The organism is Microbacterium sp. WCS2018Hpa-23, assembly GCF_031843845.1.
In the GTDB taxonomy this organism is placed as follows: domain Bacteria; phylum Actinomycetota; class Actinomycetes; order Actinomycetales; family Microbacteriaceae; genus Microbacterium.
This window is the reverse complement of record NZ_JAVTIZ010000006.1, coordinates 288306-306075: the sequence shown is the minus strand read 5'-3', so window position 1 is coordinate 306075 and position 17770 is coordinate 288306. Positions and strand designations below refer to the sequence as shown.

The window sequence follows — 17770 nt, the reverse complement described above, 5'->3', positions numbered from 1 at the left end:
CCCATGCATCATGACGGAGCGAATGATCCCCAGAACGCGGGATGCTCCACGACCGGGCGTCGACGGATGTACGAGGATCGGCGGATGCCCACACCTCTGATGCTCGTCGAACTGCAGGGTGGAATCGCCCGCGGGTCGCGGCTCGCGCGATTCGGATGCACGCGCAAGGACCTGTCGAACGCGGTGCGTCGAGGCGAGCTGGTCCGTGTGCGCGCCGGAGTGTTCGCGTCCCCGTCGTGCGCGTGGAGTGTGCGCACCGCTGCGCTGCATGGGGGCGCGCTCTCTTGTGCCGGTGCCCTCCGCGCCCACGGCGTCTGGGTTCTCGACGACGAAGAGCATCCCCATGTCTGGCTCGGCCTAGCCGGACGAACGCATGCTCATGCCGACTGCGAGTGCATAGAGCACTACCGTGCAGGATCGATGCGTCTGGGACTGGCCCCGACCGAACAGGCGCTGGTGCAGTCGTTCGGATGCCACGGCGAGGAGTTCTTCTTCGCGGCGTATGAATCGGCGTGGGCGCTGGGCCTGATCGGAGCGGGCGTGCGGCGCCGCATCCGCGCTGCACTTCCAGTACGCGCTCGTTGGCTTGTCGACTTCGCACGCCACGACGCAGACAGCGGGCTGGAGTCCATCGTCCGGTTACGGCTGCACCTGCTCGGTATCCGAGTAGAGACTCAGGTATCGATCGACGGTGTCGGTCGCGTGGACTTCGTCCTGGAGAGACACGTCATCCTCGAAGCAGATGGCAAGGGCAACCACGCCGGCCGTTCCGAACGCCATCGGGACCTGATTCGGGATGCCGCGGCATCCCGTCTGGGATTCGAGACGCTCCGATTCGACTACGCCATGATCGTCCACGAGTGGGATGTCGTGATCGCCGCGATCCTGGGGGCTCTGGCTCGCTCCCAATCCTGAGCCGGATGGCTGACGGAGTCCCGGATGGCTGACCCAAAGCGCACTGTTGTTCAGCCAAGCGGGATTCCATCGGCCAAACGGCCCGCGAATAAGGATTACTCGACGGTGACGGACTTCGCGAGGTTGCGGGGCTGGTCGACGTCGAGGCCCTTCGCCGTGGCGAGCGCCATCGCGAAGATCTGCAGCGGCACCACAGCGAGAAGCGGCTCGAACATCGCACCGGCGAGTGGGATCCGGATGACCTCGTCGGCGAACGGCAGGACCGCCGCGTCGCCCTCTTCGGCGACCACGATCACACGAGCACCGCGCGCGCGGATCTCCTGGATGTTGGAGACGACCTTCGAGTGCACCACAGCCGAATGACGCGGCGAGGGCACGAGCACGAAGACGGGCTGCCCAGGCTCGATCAGCGCGATCGGACCGTGCTTGAGCTCGCCCGCGGCGAAGCCCTCGGCGTGGATGTACGAGATCTCCTTGAGCTTGAGCGCGCCCTCGAGCGCGATCGGGAAGCCCACGTGACGGCCGAGGAACAGCACCGAGCGGGTGTCAGCCATCCAGCCGGCGAGCTGAGTGACGTGCTCCTGTTCGCTCGAGAGCACCTTCGCGATCTTCTCGGGGAGGGCAGTGAGCTCGGCGACGTCGACGGATGCATCCTCGATGGCCCCGCGGACGCGACCCATGTGAAGGCCGAGCAGAAGCAGAGCAGTGATCTGCGCCGAGAACGCCTTGGTCGAGGCGACCGCGACCTCGGGACCGGCGTGCGTATAGACGACGGCATCGGACTCGCGCGGGATCGTAGCCCCCTGTGTGTTGCAGATCGAGAGCGTGCGCGCACCGCGCTCGCTCGCGTACTTCACGGCCATCAGGGTGTCCATGGTCTCGCCCGACTGGCTGATCGAGACCACGAGGGTGTCGTCTCCGATCACCGGGTCGCGGTAGCGGAACTCGTGCGCCAGCTCGACATCGACGGGAATGCGGGCCCACTGCTCGATCGCGTACTTGCCGACGAGCGCGGAGTATGCGGCGGTGCCGCACGCGGTGATGATGATGCGGTTGATGCCGAGGAACAGCTCGTCGAGACCCTCGAGCTCGGGGATGACGACCTGGTCGCCCTGGATGCGACCGCGGATCGTGTTGGCGACGGCCTCAGGCTGCTCGGAGACCTCCTTGGCCATGAAGCTCGACCATCCGCCCTTCTCGGCGGCCGCGGCGTCCCACGAGACGTCGAAAGGCTCGGCCTCGACCGGCGTGCCTGCGAAGTCGGTGACGGTGACCGCGTCAGGGGTGATCGAGACGATCTGATCCTGGCCGATGGCGAGCGCCTTGCGGGTGTGCTCGATGAACGCGGCGACGTCGGACCCGAGGAAGTTCTCTCCCTCGCCGAGGCCGATGACCAGTGGCGAGTTGCGGCGGGCTCCGACGACGAGCCCCGGGTGATCCTGGTGCATCGCGAGAAGGGTGAACGCACCCTCGAGGCGGTTGACCACCGCGCGGAAAGCGCCCTGCAGGTCGCCGCCGTTGTTGCGGTACTCACGACCGAGGAGCGCGGCGGCGACCTCGGTGTCGGTCTCGCTACGGAAGCTGAAGCCGTCGGCGAGCAGCTCGTCGCGCAGCGCAGCGAAGTTCTCGATGATGCCGTTGTGGATCAGCGCGAGGCGATCGTCATCCGCGAGGTGCGGGTGCGCGTTCTCGTCGGTGGGGCCGCCGTGGGTGGCCCACCGCGTGTGCCCGATGCCCGTGTTGCCGTCGGGCAGAGCGGCATCCTTCAGCGAGTCGCGCAGCATGGCGAGCTTGCCCGCCTTCTTGCGCATGCCGAGCGAGCCCTGGCCGTCGATGACGGCGACACCCGCGGAGTCATAGCCGCGGTACTCGAGACGGGCGAGGCCTGCGAGCAGGATGTCCTGGCTGGGCCGCGGGCCCACGTATCCGACGATTCCACACATGTGTCAAGAGTAAGGCGGGGTTTTTGCGAAGGTTCCGAACGAATACTCCGCGCCCGGTCAGAGCTTGCGCAGCAGCACGCTCTCGACGCTGTGATCGACGCCCTTGTTGAGCACCAGTCGTGCCCGGTGCTTGGTCGGCATGACGTTCTCGACCAGGTTCGGCATGTTGATCTCGTTCCAGTAGCCGAGGGCGGTGGTGATCGCCTCGTCATCGGTGAGGTGTGCGAACACGTTGAAGTAGGACGAGGGATTCGAGAACGCTCCCTGCCGCAGCGCGAGGAAGCGATCGACGTACCACTTCTCGATGTGCGAGGTGTCGGCGTCGACGAAGATCGAGAAGTCGAAGAGGTCACTGACGGCGACGTCGTTGGGGGCGGGCGGCGGCTGCAGCACGTTCAAGCCCTCGACGATCACGACATCCGGGCGGCGGACGACGACATGCGCGTCGCGGACGATGTCGTAACGCATGTGCGAGTAGAAGGGGGCCCGCACCTCGGCCGCCCCGCTCTTGACCTCGGTGAGGAACTCGAGCAGGGCGCGGCGGTCGTACGACTCGGGGAAGCCCTTGCGCTCCATGAGTCCCCTGCGCTCGAGCTCGGCGTTCGGATAGAGGAAGCCGTCGGTCGTCACGAGCTCGACGCGCGGTGTGCCCGGCCACCGGCTCATCAGCTCGCGCAGCAGACGGGCGATCGTCGACTTTCCCACCGCGACGGAGCCGGCGACGCCGACCACGAACGGCGTCGTCGAGTCGTCTTCCTGGAGGAAGGAGCTCGTCGCGGCGCCCAGACGCTTCGTCGCCGTCGCGTAGAGGCTGAGCAAGCGGCTCAACGGCAGATAGACCTCCCGGACCTCGGTGAGGTCGAGCCGGTCTCCGATGCCACGGAGCTCCACGACCTCGGTCTCGGTCAGCGGCTGGTCGAGGCCCGCCGCCAATCGTGCCCATTCGTCACGACCGATCTCTCGATACGGAGACAGCGGCAGCGTGGGGTCGGCGGTGGTCACGCATACATCGTAACGGCGCGCGAGTAGTCTCTATCCGTGCGCCTCGGAGTCCTCGACATCGGTTCCAACACCGTCCATATGCTCGCCGCCGACGTCCGCCCCGGCGGCAGGCCCCTGGCGAAGACCAGCGACCGCACCGTTCTGCGTCTGATGAGATACCTCACCGACGACGGCGCCATCTCCGAAGAGGGCGTGGTCGCGCTCGAGTCCGCTGTCGTGCAGGCACGGCGCGTCGCCGAGGCCGAGCGGGTCGACGAGCTGCTCGCCACCGCCACGAGTGCGGTGCGCGACGCCCGCAACGGAGCCGAGGTGATCGCGCGGATCGAGGCGGCCCTCGGGCAGCCGCTGCAGGTTCTCGACGGTGAGACCGAGGCCGAGCTGACGTTCCTCGCGGTCCGCCGGTGGTTCGGCTGGTCGGCCGGTCAGCTGCTGCTCCTCGACATCGGTGGTGGTTCGCTCGAGGTCGCCGCCGGAGGCGATGAGATGCCGGATGCTGCGGCATCCGTCCCGCTGGGCGCCGGGCGGATGACCGTGCAGTTCCTCCCGCACGACCCTCCCGGCGAGGAGGATGTCGAGCGCCTCCACGACCACGCGACCGCGACGCTCGCCGAGATAGTCCCCCGGTTTACGATCCTCCCCCGCCCTGACCACGTCGTGGGCTCTTCCAAGGCGATCCGCTCGCTGGCGAGACTCGCCGGCTACCCGGTTCCCGGCTGGTCGGGAATCCAGCGGATGGTCCTGCCTCGCGCCTCTCTGGGATCGTGGATCCCGCGGCTCGCCCGCCTTCCCGCATCCGCGCGGCAGGAGCTTCCCGGCATCACCGCAGACCGCACGTTCCAGATCGTCGCCGCAGCGGTCTCGCTGCACGCGGCGATGACCGCGCTGGACGTCGACGAGCTCGAGGTCTCGCCCTGGGCTCTACGTGAAGGCGTGCTGCTGCGCTACATCGAGCAGCTGAACTGGAACGCGCCGCGCGGCTGACCGATCGACGGTGCCACGCGGCGCGCTCGACAGTTCAGAGCGAGAGGCGCTTCAGAGGGAGAGGCGCTCCCGCACGACGTCGACCAGACGATCGGCGTAGGCCTTGGCCGAATCGGCGTCCGCCGCCTCGACCATGACGCGGACGAGCGGCTCGGTGCCGGACTTGCGCAGCAGCACCCGCCCGGTCTCACCCAGCTCAGCGACGACCTCGCGGACCGCCGCCTGCACGACCTCGTCGGAGTCGACGGCGTCCTTGTCGACATCACGGACGTTGATGAGGATCTGCGGGTAGACCTTCATGACGCTTGCGAGCTCGGCTATCGACTTGTTCTGCCGCGCCATCTCGGCGACCAGGTGGAGTCCTGTCAGCAGACCGTCACCGGTGGTGGCGTACTCGCTCATGATCACGTGGCCCGACTGCTCACCGCCGAGGGCGTAACCGCCCGCGTTCATGTCCTCGAGGACATAGCGGTCGCCGACCGAGGTCTGACGGACCGTAATGCCCTGCTCTCGCATCGCGACGTGCAGACCGAGGTTGCTCATCACAGTGGCGACCAGGGTGTCGTCGGTCAAGTGACCGCGCTGCTTCATCGACACCGCGAGGATTGCCATGATCTGATCGCCGTCGATGACGTTGCCCTGCGCGTCGACGGCCAGGCAGCGGTCAGCATCGCCGTCGTGCGCGATGCCGATGTCTGCACCGAGCCTGACGACCGCTTCTGCGAGCTGGTCGAGGTGCGTGGAACCGACGCCGTCGTTGATGTTCCAGCCGTCGGGGTCGGCGCCGATCACGGTGACATCGGCTCCCGCATCGCGGAAGGTCTCGGGAGACACACCGGAGGCGGCGCCGTGCGCGCAGTCGAGGACGACCTTGATTCCGTTGAGTCGGTTCGGTAGCGAGCCGAGGAGGTGCACGACATAGCGGTCCTCCGCGTCGGAGAACCGATCGATCCGGCCGACTCCGGCGCCGGTCGGGCGAAGCTTCTCGCCCGCCATCGCCTCTTCGATGCGCTGCTCGACGATGTCGGGGAGCTTCACTCCGCCACGGGCGAAGATCTTGATGCCGTTGTCGGGCGCCGCGTTGTGCGACGCCGAGATCATCACGCCGAAGTCAGCGTCGCGGTCGGCGACGAGGAATGCGAGCGCCGGCGTCGGGATGACTCCTGCTTCGAGCACATCGACGCCGGAGGACGCGAGCCCTGCTGCGACGGCAGCGGTGAGGAAGTGGCCCGAGACCCGGGGGTCGCGAGCCACGACTGCGGTGAGTCGCTTGCCTTCGGCTTTGCGAGCTTCCGCAGTACGGCCCTGGCCCAGGACGACAGCAGTCGCCTGGGCCAGGGTGAGCGCGAGGTCGGCGGTGAGGATGCCATTGGCAAGCCCTCGCACGCCGTCCGTGCCAAAGATCGGCATCGGAGCGGTGGACCTTAACGCTTCGAGTACTGAGGCGCCTTACGGGCCTTCTTGAGTCCAGCCTTCTTGCGCTCCTTGACGCGCGCGTCGCGCGACAGGAAGCCGGCCTTCTTCAGGGTGGGACGGTTGTTCTCCTCGTCGATCCCGTTGAGGGAGCGAGCGATGCCGAGGCGCAGTGCACCGGCCTGGCCCGAGGGGCCACCACCGGAGATGCGCGCGATGACGTCGTAGCCACCGGCGAGGTTGAGGATCGTGAACGGGTCGTTGATCAGCTGCTGGTGCAGCTTGTTCGGGAAGTAGTCCTCGAGCGTGCGGCCGTTGACCGTGATCGTTCCCGAGCCGGGGACGAGACGCACGCGGGCGATTGCCTGCTTGCGACGGCCGACAGCGGCGCCCGGGACGCTCAGCACGGGGCGGGGAGCCGCCTCGACTGCGTCGGTCTCGGGAGTCGACGTCGAGAAGTTCTGGGGGGTTTCGGTGGTGTCCTGGATGTCAGCCACGAGTATGTCCTTAAGTCTTTACGGCGCTTACTGGGCGACCTGGTCGAGGGTGTACGTCTTCGGCTGCTGAGCGGCGTGCGGGTGCTCGGCGCCGACGTAGACCTTGAGCTTCGACAGCTGCTGACGGCCGATGCTGTTCTTGGGGAGCATGCCGCGGATGGCCTTCTCCACAGCGCGGACCGGGTTCTTCTCCATGAGCTCGGCGTAGGTGACCGACTTGAGGCCGCCCGGGTAACCCGAGTGGCGGTAAGCCAGCTTCTTCTGGAGCTTCTGACCGGTGAGCGCGACCTTGTCGGCGTTCACGATGATGACGAAGTCACCCGAGTCGATGTGGTTGGCGAAGGTGGGCTTGTGCTTGCCACGCAGGAGCGTAGCGGCGTGCGAAGCCAGGCGGCCGAGAACGACGTCAGTGGCGTCGATGACGACCCAGTCACGCTGGACCTCGCCGGCCTTCGGAGTGTAAGTGCGCGTCACGATAGTGCTGCTTTCTTGTTCGAACGGAGAAGTTCGTGAATCCCACTCCGGGGTGGTTCTTCCCTAGAGGGAGGAACACGCCAGTGGAGGGCTCACGTTCGCGGCACTCGGCAGTCGAGTACCAAAGTGACAGCTTACGTCATTCGGAGCGGGATTCCCAATCCGAGCGCCCGCCGTCAGTCGAACCGTGTGGTCACGAGGATCGGGCGGTGGTCGCTCAGCCCCTGGGGCAGCGTGGTGACGCGTTGGATCTCGAAGCCGACCGACGTCGCGAAGTCGTAATGACCGCGGAACACCCGGTAGCGCGTGTAGGTGTGGTCGTCGCTCATCGTGAGCGCGTAGCCGTGCTCGCGCACCGTCTTGCCGAGGTTCTCTTTGAACACCGGATAGTTGTAGTCGCCGACCATCAGCTGCGGAAGCCCCTCGCCGAGGGTCGCGAGCTCGGTGAGAGCTGCGCGGATCTGATGGCGCCTGAGCGAGTTCAGCGCGGTGAGTGGTGCCGCATGGAACGACGCCGCGATGAAGTCCCGGCCCGCGTCGATGTCGCGGAGCCGCGCGCCGAGCACGCGCTCGTGCGCGGGCTTCGCGATGCGATCGTGCAGCGACTTCTTCAGCTCGATCGTCCGGATGCCCTGGAGGTGGAACTCGCTCGCACGATAGAACATCGCGAGTCCGAGTCGGTTCCCCTGCGTCGCATCCGCGAGTGCGAGGTCGCCGATGGACTCCGGAAGGTCGGCCACGTCGCATTCCTGCAGACACAGGATGTCGGGATCGTGCTCCGAGACGAGAGCCACGAGTTCACTCGCGGCTCTGTGCTTCTGCAGGTTGTAGGAGATGACCTTCATCGCTCTTCACGCTAGTGCGTCAGTCTTGGATTCCGGTGGCAATGGCCGATCCTTCGCAGGAATGTCGACTGCCGGTCACTCGTCGTACCCCCAGCGGATCCCGAGCACACCGGGCCCGAATCCGTGCCGCACGAGATGGACGGAGCCGCCGCGCACCGAACGGATCGACGACACGTACTCGGCATCCGTCTCGATGTACTCCTCGCACCAGCTCGGCACCGCATCCGGGTGGAAGCGCACCCAGATCAGGCTCTCGCGCGATTGCCTCGACGTACCGTGCCAGGCCGACTGCCGCGCCGGGTAGCCGGCGGGAAAGGTCTCGGTGAACTCGAACAGGGTCGTCGCCCCGGTCTCGATCGGCTCGTCGAGCGCGATCACCACCCCGGAGAGCAGGCGTCCGGGGTGCAGGTATTCGCGGTCGACGCGTCCGCCCACGACATTCGAGATCACCGACATCACGTCGGTCTCCCTCGGAGCGACATCGATCAGCGGCACCTCCGAGATCGTGCCCTTCGTCGACTGCACGAGGCACCGCATGATGATCTTCTCGAGGGACCCGGAGGCACCCACGAACGCCGTGATGTGGGTGGACAGGTCGCGAAGAGCGTCCTGAGGTGCGGCGTGCAGCTCCTTCAGAGTCTCCTCGGTCTCACGCTGCTCCCGCTCCTCGTCGAACGGCAGCCGGGGCGGTGGCACCGGCCCCAGACGAGCGGACGCGCGCAGCAGTCCGCCCAGATGTCCGCGATTCAGACCGAGGCGGTCCTCGATGCCGTCGACGACGCTGAGCGACTGCGCTCCTTCGGGCTGCCGGTCGCCGGAACGCCAGTAGCTCAGCGTCGCCATCGAGACCGGGTTCCCGTCGTCGATCAGCTGACTGCGCAGGCGCGCGAGGGTGATGCCCCGTTCCGAGATCGCCGCGCGGAGCGCAGCGGCGAACGCGCTGCCCTGATCGTCGATCCGCTCCGTCACAGTTCCCCCCGCCGCAGTGTGAATACGCCGTCCGTAATATCAGCATACGGTTCAGCAGCACCACACCCCTCGGGCTGCACGAGTCGTCACCGCCGCGGATGGACTGGGGCCCGTCGCGGCGGCTCCCGCATCGTGGCCGCCTTCGGGGGAAGGCGGCCACGAATCGGTCATCGGCGCCGTCGGCGCTCCCGGGCGAACTTGCTCGTCTCGTCGCCGACGCGACCGACGTCGTCTTATGCGGTCGTGCTGTCGCGCCGAGCGCGCGTCTGCTCGGCCCTGGCCGAGAGCAGGTCGTCGGCGGGGTATCCGACCTCGGCGAGCGTCAGTCCTCTGGCCGCCAGCACCTTGAATTCGCTGGTCCTCGTGAGTTCGTCGCGCAGCACGGCCACATCGCCGACGTCGAGTCGACCCTCACCCACCGCCACGCACGCGCCGACGAGAGCACGCACCATGCTGTGACAGAAGGCGTCGGCCTTGACCTCGGCGACGAGCACGCCCTCGGCATCCCGGGCCCAGCGGTAGTCCAACAGCGTCCGGATGGTCGTGGCCTCTTCGCGCGGCTTGCAGTAGGCCGCGAAGTCGTGGAGTCCGATCAGCGTGCGCGCCGCGGCATCCATCGCGTCGCCGTCGAGCGCGCCCCGATGCGAGGTGGTGTCATGCCGACGGAGCGGGTCGAACCCCGAGGCATCGTCCGCGAGTCGGTAGCGGTAGCGGCGCCAGACCGCCGAGAAGCGGGCATCGAACCCCTCCGGCGCGATCGAGCTGCGCGTCACGGTGGCATCGGGGTATGCACCCAGGACTCCGCGCATGCGCCGGGCGATCGACGCCGCAGGATCCTGCGGAGTGCGGCCCTGTCGCGATTCGATGCGCGCCCACTGCTCGTCGTCGAGGTCGACGTGCGCGACCTGCCCCTGGGCATGAACACCCGCATCCGTGCGCCCGGCGACCACGAACTGCACGTCGGAGCCGACGATGCGAGCGAGCGCCGCTTCGAGAGTCCCCTGCACCGTGCGCAGGGTCGGCTGCTTGGCCCACCCGCGGAAGTGGGTGCCGTCGTAGGCGATGTCGAGCCGGATGCGCACGGATAAAGCCTAGGGCGTGCCGGCGCGCCGCCCGCAAGCGATCAGATGCCGCCGTCGATCGAGCGGATGATGTCGCCAGGCTCGTCGGGCACCATGACCTGGGTGTCACGGTTGAGGCTCTCGCCCCGGAAGAACCTCTTCGACCGCGGGAAGAGGTACCAGAGGAACATGAGCACCAGACCGAAGGCGAGCGAGCCGATGCCGATCACGAAGGTGCCGCCGATGCCGAACAGCACGGTGTAGCCGTAGTCGACGTCCCACATGTCGATCGCCGACTGCACGAACGCACCCGTCAGCATGAGGCCGCCGAGCAGCGGGAAGAGGCCCTTGAAGAAGAAGTCACGAGCCGAGGTCGTGAGGTCCTTGCGGAAGTACCAGACGCAGGCGAAACCGGTGATCGCGTAGTAGAAGGCGATCGCGAGGCCCAGCGACAGGATCGAGTCCTGCAGGATGTTGTCGCTGATCAGGGTCATGCCGACGTAGTACGCCGAGGCGACGACGCCCATCACGATCGTCGAGAACGACGGCGTCTTGTAGGTCGGGTGCACGTCCTTGAACTTGGCGGGCAGCGCGCGGTAGACGCCCATCGCGAGGGTGCCACGCGCCGTCGGGAGGATCGTCGTCTGCGTCGAGGAGATCGCCGAGATGATCACGGCGACCACCAGCACCCAGCCGAAGGGGCCGAGCAGGCCGTCTTTGATGGCGAGGAAGAAGTCATCGGCGTTGGCCTCGTTGCCGAGCCCGGTGCCCGTGTCGCCCAGGCCCGCATACATCATGGCGGCGATCGTGACGCCGACGTAGGTGAACAGCAGTATGACGGTGGTCAGGAGAGCCGCGCGACCCGGGATCTTCTTCGGGTCCTTCGTCTCCTCGTTCAGGGCGAGGCAGGTGTCCCAGCCCCAGTAGATGAAGAGGGCGAGCAGGATCGACTCGGTGAAGCCCGACCATGAGGTGAAGCCGAACGGGTTGAGCCATTCCATGTCGAAGAGAGTCGGGTTCGGCGCCGTGCCGGCGAAGAACTGCCAGAGTGCCGCGACGACGAAGATCGCGAGGGCGAGGTACTGGATGCCCAGCAGGATGTTCTGGATGCGCTCGCCGATCTCGACCCCGCGCCAGCTCACCCACGTCATGGAGGCGATGAAGAGCACCGCGACGAGAATGATCCGCCAGTCGTTGTTCTCCAGCTCGAACCCGATCAGCGACCAGAAGTAGACCGAGGCGATCTGGGCGAGGTTGGCGAGCACGACCATGCCGGCGACGGCCACGCCCCAGCCGCCCATCCACCCCACCCACGGTCCGAAGGCCTTGGTTCCCCAGGTGAACGTGGTTCCGCAGTCGGGCACGGCGTTGTTGAGCTCGCGGTAGGCGAAGGCGATGAGCAGCATCGGCACGAACGCGATGATGAAGGCGATCGGCGCCTGCGCGCCGACAGCCAGGACCACGAACCCGAGTGTGGCGACGAGCGAGTACACCGGTGCGGTGGACGCGAGCCCGATGACGGTGGAACCCCACAGCCCCAGCGAACCGCTTGCGAGCCCCTTGCCGGCGGGGCGTTCGAGATGGATCGGCGTCGTAGCTGACATGTTCAGAACATAGGGGTACTGCGGTTATCGCGTCAATCCTTTTCTTTCACCGACGGAATTCGTGGCTAGGTACAGGTTCGTGCGACGGATTCCGTCGACCTACTCTCGGTCGATCATGCCGTCCGCGTGATCGGCGACCCACTCGACGAGCGGCAGCATGCGCTCCATGAGATCGCGGCCGAGCGGGGTGAGGCTGTACTCGACGTGCGGCGGAACCGTCGGGAAGGATTCGCGGTGCACGAGCCCGTCGTCGGTCAGAGTCCGGAGTGTCGAGGCGAGCATCTTCTCGCTGATGCCGCCGACCTCGCGCCGCAGCTCACCCCAGCGGCGGGTCCCGTCGGACAGCGAGGAGAGCACGAGCACACCCCACTTGCTCATGACATGGTCGAGGATCACGCGAGTGCTGCAGCCGGGCTCGAAGATCTGCGGTGTGGACTCCCGGATCTGCGCATAACTTACCGTCATGTATGTACCTTACTTCAAAGTGGGTACCTGCCCTCTGGAATGTTCGAGCGACACTGCGCGGTTGTGGGTCATGTCACCTACGAAAGGACACCCCATGACCATCCTCGTCACCGGCGCCACCGGCAACCTCGGACGCCTCGTCATCGCCAGCCTTCTCGAGCGCGGTGCGGACCCGCAGTCGATCATCGCCGGTGCCCGCGACGTCACCAGGGCCGAGAACCTCGGCGTGCGAGCAGCCCGCCTCGACTACACGGACCCGTCCTCGATCGCGGCAGCTCTCGACGGCGTCGACTCCGTCCTGCTGATCTCGGGCTCCGAGGTCGGACAGCGCGTCGCGCAGCACGAGGCCGTCATCGACGCCGCCAAGGATGCCGGGGTCACGAAGTTCGTCTACACCAGCGCTCCGAAGGCGACGACGAGCGACCTCGTCCTCGCACCCGAGCACAAGGCGACCGAGGATCTCATCCAGGCCTCGGGGCTTCCCTCCGTGATCCTGCGCAACAACTGGTACACCGAGAACTACGCCGCAGACCTGGCCCGCGCCGCTGAGACGGGCGTCCTCGCCGCGGGCGTCGGCGACGGGCGAGTCGCCTCCGCGAGCCGCAAGGACTTCGCGGATGCTGCGGCAGCCGTCCTGCTCGAGGACGGCCACATCGGCCAGGTGTACGAGCTCGGCGGCGACGTCGCCTGGAACTACGACGACCTCGCCGCGGCGATCGCGGAGATCTCCGGACGCGAAGTGACCTATCAGCCGCTGACTGCGGACGACCAGCGCGCCGGCCTCCTGGCAGCGGGTCTCGACGAGGGCACGGCCGGCTTCGTGGTCGCCTTGGACTCCGGCATCCGCTCCGGCGCACTCGCCGACACCGACGGCACTCTCGCCCGTCTTATCGGCCGGCCGACCACACCGCTCATCGACGGTCTGCGCGCCATCGCCTGACGCGCACGGGCGGCACGCCCACGGACGCCAGAGGCGCCGATCTTCACCCAAGATCGGCGCCTCTCGTGCTCACGCGGACTCAGTCCGACGATGCCTCCCGAGGATGGACATACGCGATCGTGAGCACGATGTCGGCGAGCGCCAGGCCGTCAGCGGTGAGGGTCCGCTCGACCACCGCACGCACCTCGCGGAGCGTGTCGACGGCGCCCGCCGAGTATTCGATCCCGAGCGACGCTTCGACCTGCGCGGCGTCGCCGGAGATCCGCACCGCGACGAGAGGTTCGTCGGAGCGGTTTATTCCGAGCGCCACCGCGCTCGTACCGACGAGATTCGAGATCAGCGAACCGGCGCGGTAGAGGCTGCGGACGCCCGAGGTGGCGAGCACCGCTGCCTCCACACGCTCTGCGAGCTCCTCGTGCCGCGCTGTGGTCGTCATAACTTCTCCTCCGTCGCGTCGCTGAGCCTCTGGACGTCACGCACCGTGATGTCGATTCCGGTCAGAACGAGATCGGTGTGCCTGTGCACGCGCTCGCCCACCTCCTGGCGCAGTCGTTCGACCGCCACGGGGATCGACGCGCCGTACAGCGCGTTCACCTCGATCGCGATCCGAATCGGCGCACCCACGGTCGTGACGTCGCCGTCGAGGGTCGAGTGACCGACGAGGATGCCGGGCACGGCGTTCTCCGCGGAACGGATCAGCCCACGCACGGCGCCCTCGGTGATCCCGAAGTCGACACCCGCTTCCGGCTCATCGAACGGGATCCGGCGGCCGGCACGGGCATCCAGAGCGATTCCGCTGAGGATGCGGTCGACCCAGCTGTCGTCGACCTCCGGCATCGCCGCGGCATCCGCCTCCATCAGCTGCCCGCCCAACCCGCGCAGACGCTCGAGCGCATCGAGCGCGAGCTGGCATCCGGGTGAGCCCTCGATGTCGGGATCGGCCGGCAGCCGGCCCGCCTCGAGGTAGTCGCTCAGATCTTCGAGAGTGTGTCCGTCGAGATCACTCGGTTCGAGACCGAGCTGACGCACGTCGGGAGTCTCCTGCTCTTCAGTCATCGCCACGCCTCCATCCGCACGATCATGAACTTTCGGGCTCTGGCGAGAAGGCCGCGGGCGGTCGAGACCGAGACGCCCAGCTCCGCGGCGATCTCGTCGTAGGAGTAACCGCCCATCTCACGGAGCACCCAGCATTCGCGCTGCGCCGCGGGAAGCTCCTGCAGAGCAGCACCCAGCGCCGCCACGCCCTCCCGCGCCTCGACGACCCGCGCAGGCGAGTCCTTCGAGGGGGCCGCCTGCTCCATGTCATCGACATCGAGCGTCGGGCGGAGCGCGCGGATACGGTCCACCGCCTTACGGCTCACGATCCGCATCAGCCAGCTCTTGACCTTCGCAGGGTCGTCGAGCTCGGAGAACCGTTGCCACGCGGTCACGAACGTCTCCTGCACGATGTCGTCGACGTCGGCGGAGGCGTTCAGCATCCGCTGCGTATATGCGCGCATCATCGGCGTGTACCTGCGGACGAGCACCGCGAAAGCGGCGACGTCGCCGTCCATCGCGCGTCCGGCGACGATCCGATCGTCAGCCTGCTCGAGAGCAGTACGGAATCGTTCCCCAGCCACTTGGCCACTCCCTCGTTCAGTCCCATTGGGAGGTTCGGAACCGACCCGTCATCGGATGGGATCGACGATCCCCCGACGACGAGGCCACGACGTTCCGATTCGGTCATGGTCACCTCGTCCGTGCGAGGACTACTGGACTCGGGTCTCGTCGGACTGGACGCTGTCGGCGTCGTCGTCATCGGCCGGGATGTGCACATCGTTGATCGTCACGTTGACCTCGACGGCCTGCTTGCCGACGTATTCGGCCATGGCGAGCGAGATCGCCGCTCGTACGTCGTCAGCGACCTTGTGCAGTGCGGCCGGGTACTCGGCGACGATGGTGACGTCGACGGCGACCTGGGTCTCTCCGACCTCGACGCTGATGCCCTGCGAGAGGTCGGTCGAGTTGAGCGCGTCGCGGATGGCGCCGACCGCGCGGGCCGCTCCCCCGCCGAGGGCATACACGCCGGGCACCTCGCGAGCGGCGATGCCGGCGATCTTCGCGACGACACCGTTCTCGATGATGGTCTGACCTGTCGACGGTGCGCCCGCCTCGGTCGGCACGACCTGGACCTTCGACCGGGTGCTGTTCGTCACGTTCGCCATGATGCGCTCCTTCATCCGAGTGTCCGCCTCCTCGAGGGTGCGGGTCGCAGTGCCGCGACACCACTAAGACGGATGCTACGAACGATTCGTCACAAAGTGCTCCGAGAATTCCTCACAGTGCACTCTTAGGTTGAGAGTGCAATATTGCACTCTATGAGTGAGAGTGCAGATTCACTACGAGAGCAGCGCAAGCGCGAGACATCGCGCGCGCTGACCGACACCGCCCGCCGCCTGACCGCAGAGCGAGGCTTCGCCGGGTTCACGGTCGAAGAACTGTGCGCGGAGGTCGGCGTATCGCGGCGGACGTTCTTCAACTACTTCGAGAGCAAGGAGAACGCGGTCTTCGGCTTCGCCGCGATCGACCCCCGGCAGGAGGTTCTCGAAGAGGACTTCACGGCGCGTACCGGTGATCTGCTCGACGACTTCATCGCGCTGACGATCGCCCGATTCGATCTCTTCAATCCACTCGACGACGCCCCCGCACTCTTCGCAGTGATCGAGCAGGAGCCCCGACTCATCAAGGCCGCGTTCGAGCAGATCGCCAAGAACGAGCGACGCGACATGGAGCTCATCGTGAGGCGGACGGGCGACGGCGATGACGCCGAGCTGCGCGCCGAGGTTCTCGTCCACTCGGTCGGCGCGCTGGTCCGCCTGAGCATGGACCAGCTGCTCCACGACCACTCGACCGAATCCTTCAGCGATCTCGTGAGCCGTCGGCTCGGGGTCGCCCGCACCGTGTACGCACCAACACAGAAAGCCGACTGAATGTCCGCCACCGTCACCAAGGATGCGCCCTTCCTGCTCACGAAGCGGCGCATCTGGATCATCTTCAGCGCCCTGATCGCAGGAATGCTGCTCTCGAGCCTCGACCAGACGATCGTCTCGACCGCCATGCCGACCATCGTCGGACAGCTCGGCGGCGTCGACCATCAGGTCTGGATCACCACCGCCTACCTGCTGGCGACCACCATCGTCATGCCCATCTACGGCAAGTTCGGTGACGTGCTCGGCCGCCGCAACCTGTTCCTGGTGGCGATCGCCCTGTTCACACTCGCGTCCGTCGGCTGCGCTTTCGCCACGGACTTCTGGATGTTCGTCACCTTCCGCGCCCTGCAGGGTCTCGGAGGCGGCGGACTGATGATCCTGTCGCAGGCGATCATCGCCGACATCGTGCCCGCGAACGAACGCGGCAAGTACATGGGACCGCTCGGTGCCGTCTTCGGCCTGTCCGCCGTGGCCGGCCCTCTCCTCGGAGGCTTCTTCGTCGATCACCTCACCTGGCAGTGGGCGTTCTACATCAACATCCCGGTCGGTATCGCGGCGTTCATCATCGCGCTCGTGGCGCTGAAGCTGCCCAGCAAGAAGGCTCAGAAGCCGATCGACATCTTCGGCGTGATCTTCCTCTCGATCGCCACCACGTGCCTGATCTTCTTCACCGACTTCGGTGGCGACAAGGAGTTCGGCTGGGATTCGCTGGCGACCTGGGCATGGGGTGCGGGGCTCATCGTGGCGGCCACCGCCTTCGTGATCACCGAGTCGAAGGTGCAGGACCCGATCATCCCGCTGAGCCTGTTCCGCAACCCGATCTTCGTGAACGCGACCGCGATCGGCCTCGTGCTCGGAATCGGCATGTTCGCGGCCATCGGCTTCGTGCCCACGTTCCTGCAGATGTCGTCCGGAACGTCGGCTGCGGCATCCGGGCTGCTGATGATCCCGATGATGGTGGGTCTGATCGGAACCTCGATCTTCTCGGGCATCGCGATCTCGAAGACCGGGAAGTACAAGATCTATCCGATCGTAGGCACGATCCTCACCGGCATCGCGATGGTCTCGATGACCACGCTGTCGGCCGAGACGCCGATCTGGCTCATCTGCACGTTCCTCTTCGTGTTCGGCGCAGGACTCGGTCTGATCATGCAGGTCGTCGTCCTGGTCGTGCAGAACGCGGTCCCCGCCGGCGAGATCGGCACCGCGACCAGCACGAACAACTACTTCCGCGAGGTGGGCGCCTCACTCGGCACCGCGGTCTTCGGGACGATCTTCACCACGCGGCTGACCGAGAACCTCCTCGGGGTCTTCGCCGATGCCGGAGCATCACCGGACGACGCATCCCAGGCGGCGTCGACCATCGATCCGGCCACGCTGAACGCGCTTCCGGATGAGGTACGAGACGGCATCGTGACGGCCTACGCGGATGCTCTCGCACCGGTGTTCTGGTACCTCGTGCCGTTCATCGTGCTCGCCCTGGTGCTGTCGCTCTTCCTCAAGCAGATCCCCCTATCGGATCAGGCCGGACTCGTCGCCCGCGGCGAGGCGATCAGCGGCGAGGAGGCCGAGCGCCTGGAGGCCGAACAGCGCGGTGCGGTCGTCCGGACAACCGCCGGATCGGATGGCGAGGGCCGCGTCGAGGTCGACAGCGACGCGCCCCCGATCGCTCGCTGACGCTCCTCGCACAGA

19 protein-coding genes are annotated in these 17770 nt (G+C 66.8%); 5 read left to right on the top strand and 14 right to left on the bottom strand.

What is annotated here, in order from left to right; all coding sequences use genetic code 11:
• The first annotated feature begins 84 nt into the window (after positions 1 to 84).
• Positions 85 to 915 carry a DUF559 domain-containing protein gene (locus RQG77_RS12410; protein ID WP_311244982.1) on the top strand — a complete coding sequence of 277 codons (831 nt, stop codon included), beginning with the start codon at positions 85 to 87 and terminating at the stop codon, positions 913 to 915.
• Between the two features lie 95 nt (positions 916 to 1010).
• Here RQG77_RS12410 and glmS read toward each other — a convergent pair whose 3' ends face one another.
• Entirely contained in the window at positions 1011 to 2858 is a 1848-nt protein-coding gene (glmS, locus tag RQG77_RS12405; RefSeq protein ID WP_311244981.1) for a glutamine--fructose-6-phosphate transaminase (isomerizing), read from the bottom strand.
• Positions 2859 to 2915: 57 nt separating this feature from the next.
• Entirely contained in the window at positions 2916 to 3860 is a 945-nt protein-coding gene (coaA, locus tag RQG77_RS12400; RefSeq protein WP_056309253.1) for a type I pantothenate kinase, read from the bottom strand.
• Positions 3861 to 3896: 36 nt separating this feature from the next.
• On the opposite strand from coaA, the gene RQG77_RS12395 reads away from it, so the two are divergent.
• The gene (locus tag RQG77_RS12395; RefSeq protein ID WP_311244980.1) at positions 3897 to 4841 is read left to right on the top strand and encodes a Ppx/GppA family phosphatase; all 945 of its coding nucleotides are present in this window, start codon (positions 3897 to 3899) and stop codon (positions 4839 to 4841) included.
• Positions 4842 to 4892: 51 nt separating this feature from the next.
• Here RQG77_RS12395 and glmM read toward each other — a convergent pair whose 3' ends face one another.
• From glmM to RQG77_RS12355, 8 genes are all read right to left on the bottom strand, one after another.
• Positions 4893 to 6251, bottom strand: coding sequence for a phosphoglucosamine mutase (glmM, locus tag RQG77_RS12390; protein ID WP_311244979.1), 1359 nt, complete (start codon positions 6249 to 6251; stop codon positions 4893 to 4895).
• A gap of 14 nt (positions 6252 to 6265) precedes the next feature.
• Positions 6266 to 6751, bottom strand: coding sequence for a 30S ribosomal protein S9 (gene rpsI, locus RQG77_RS12385; RefSeq protein WP_056412286.1), 486 nt, complete (start codon positions 6749 to 6751; stop codon positions 6266 to 6268).
• A gap of 27 nt (positions 6752 to 6778) precedes the next feature.
• Positions 6779 to 7225: a 50S ribosomal protein L13 gene (gene rplM / locus RQG77_RS12380; RefSeq protein WP_210097189.1), complete on the bottom strand. Its 447-nt coding sequence runs from the start codon at positions 7223 to 7225 to the stop codon at positions 6779 to 6781.
• Between the two features lie 176 nt (positions 7226 to 7401).
• Positions 7402 to 8070 (bottom strand): endonuclease/exonuclease/phosphatase family protein, encoded by a 669-nt coding sequence (locus RQG77_RS12375; protein ID WP_311244978.1) that lies wholly within the window; start codon positions 8068 to 8070, stop codon positions 7402 to 7404.
• Positions 8071 to 8145: 75 nt separating this feature from the next.
• Positions 8146 to 9039 (bottom strand): hypothetical protein, encoded by an 894-nt coding sequence (locus tag RQG77_RS12370; protein ID WP_311244977.1) that lies wholly within the window; start codon positions 9037 to 9039, stop codon positions 8146 to 8148.
• 233 nt (positions 9040 to 9272) lie between these two features.
• On the bottom strand, positions 9273 to 10121 hold the full coding sequence (gene truA, locus RQG77_RS12365; protein WP_311244976.1) for a tRNA pseudouridine(38-40) synthase TruA: 849 nt from the start codon (positions 10119 to 10121) through the stop codon (positions 9273 to 9275).
• A 41-nt stretch (positions 10122 to 10162) separates the two neighbouring features.
• A complete protein-coding gene (locus tag RQG77_RS12360; RefSeq protein ID WP_311244975.1) occupies positions 10163 to 11704 on the bottom strand; it encodes an APC family permease in 1542 nt (513 codons plus the stop codon).
• 99 nt (positions 11705 to 11803) lie between these two features.
• A complete protein-coding gene (locus RQG77_RS12355) occupies positions 11804 to 12169 on the bottom strand; it encodes a helix-turn-helix domain-containing protein (protein ID WP_311244974.1) in 366 nt (121 codons plus the stop codon).
• Between the two features lie 94 nt (positions 12170 to 12263).
• Between RQG77_RS12355 and RQG77_RS12350 the strand changes: the two genes are divergently transcribed.
• A complete protein-coding gene (locus RQG77_RS12350; protein WP_311244973.1) occupies positions 12264 to 13109 on the top strand; it encodes an SDR family oxidoreductase in 846 nt (281 codons plus the stop codon).
• 79 nt (positions 13110 to 13188) lie between these two features.
• Here the strand turns inward: RQG77_RS12350 and RQG77_RS12345 are convergent, their stop codons facing one another.
• The 4 genes from RQG77_RS12345 to RQG77_RS12330 form a co-directional block, all read right to left on the bottom strand.
• A complete protein-coding gene (locus tag RQG77_RS12345; RefSeq protein ID WP_311244972.1) occupies positions 13189 to 13545 on the bottom strand; it encodes a hypothetical protein in 357 nt (118 codons plus the stop codon).
• Positions 13542 to 14165, bottom strand: coding sequence for a hypothetical protein (locus RQG77_RS12340; protein WP_311244971.1), 624 nt, complete (start codon positions 14163 to 14165; stop codon positions 13542 to 13544). The genes RQG77_RS12345 and RQG77_RS12340 overlap by 4 nt, the downstream gene beginning before the upstream one ends.
• Complete coding sequence (locus tag RQG77_RS12335; protein WP_311244970.1) at positions 14162 to 14728, bottom strand: sigma-70 family RNA polymerase sigma factor; 567 nt, start codon at positions 14726 to 14728, stop codon at positions 14162 to 14164. The genes RQG77_RS12340 and RQG77_RS12335 overlap by 4 nt, the downstream gene beginning before the upstream one ends.
• Positions 14729 to 14857: 129 nt before the next feature.
• The gene (locus tag RQG77_RS12330) at positions 14858 to 15313 is read right to left on the bottom strand and encodes an Asp23/Gls24 family envelope stress response protein (RefSeq protein WP_311244969.1); all 456 of its coding nucleotides are present in this window, start codon (positions 15311 to 15313) and stop codon (positions 14858 to 14860) included.
• Between the two features lie 153 nt (positions 15314 to 15466).
• Here RQG77_RS12330 and RQG77_RS12325 point away from each other — a divergent pair, with 153 nt between their 5' ends.
• Both RQG77_RS12325 and RQG77_RS12320 read left to right on the top strand, forming a co-directional pair.
• On the top strand, positions 15467 to 16078 hold the full coding sequence (locus RQG77_RS12325) for a TetR/AcrR family transcriptional regulator (protein WP_311244968.1): 612 nt from the start codon (positions 15467 to 15469) through the stop codon (positions 16076 to 16078).
• Entirely contained in the window at positions 16079 to 17755 is a 1677-nt protein-coding gene (locus RQG77_RS12320) for an MDR family MFS transporter (protein ID WP_311244967.1), read from the top strand. It abuts the gene before it with no gap.
• Positions 17756 to 17770 lie beyond the last annotated feature (15 nt).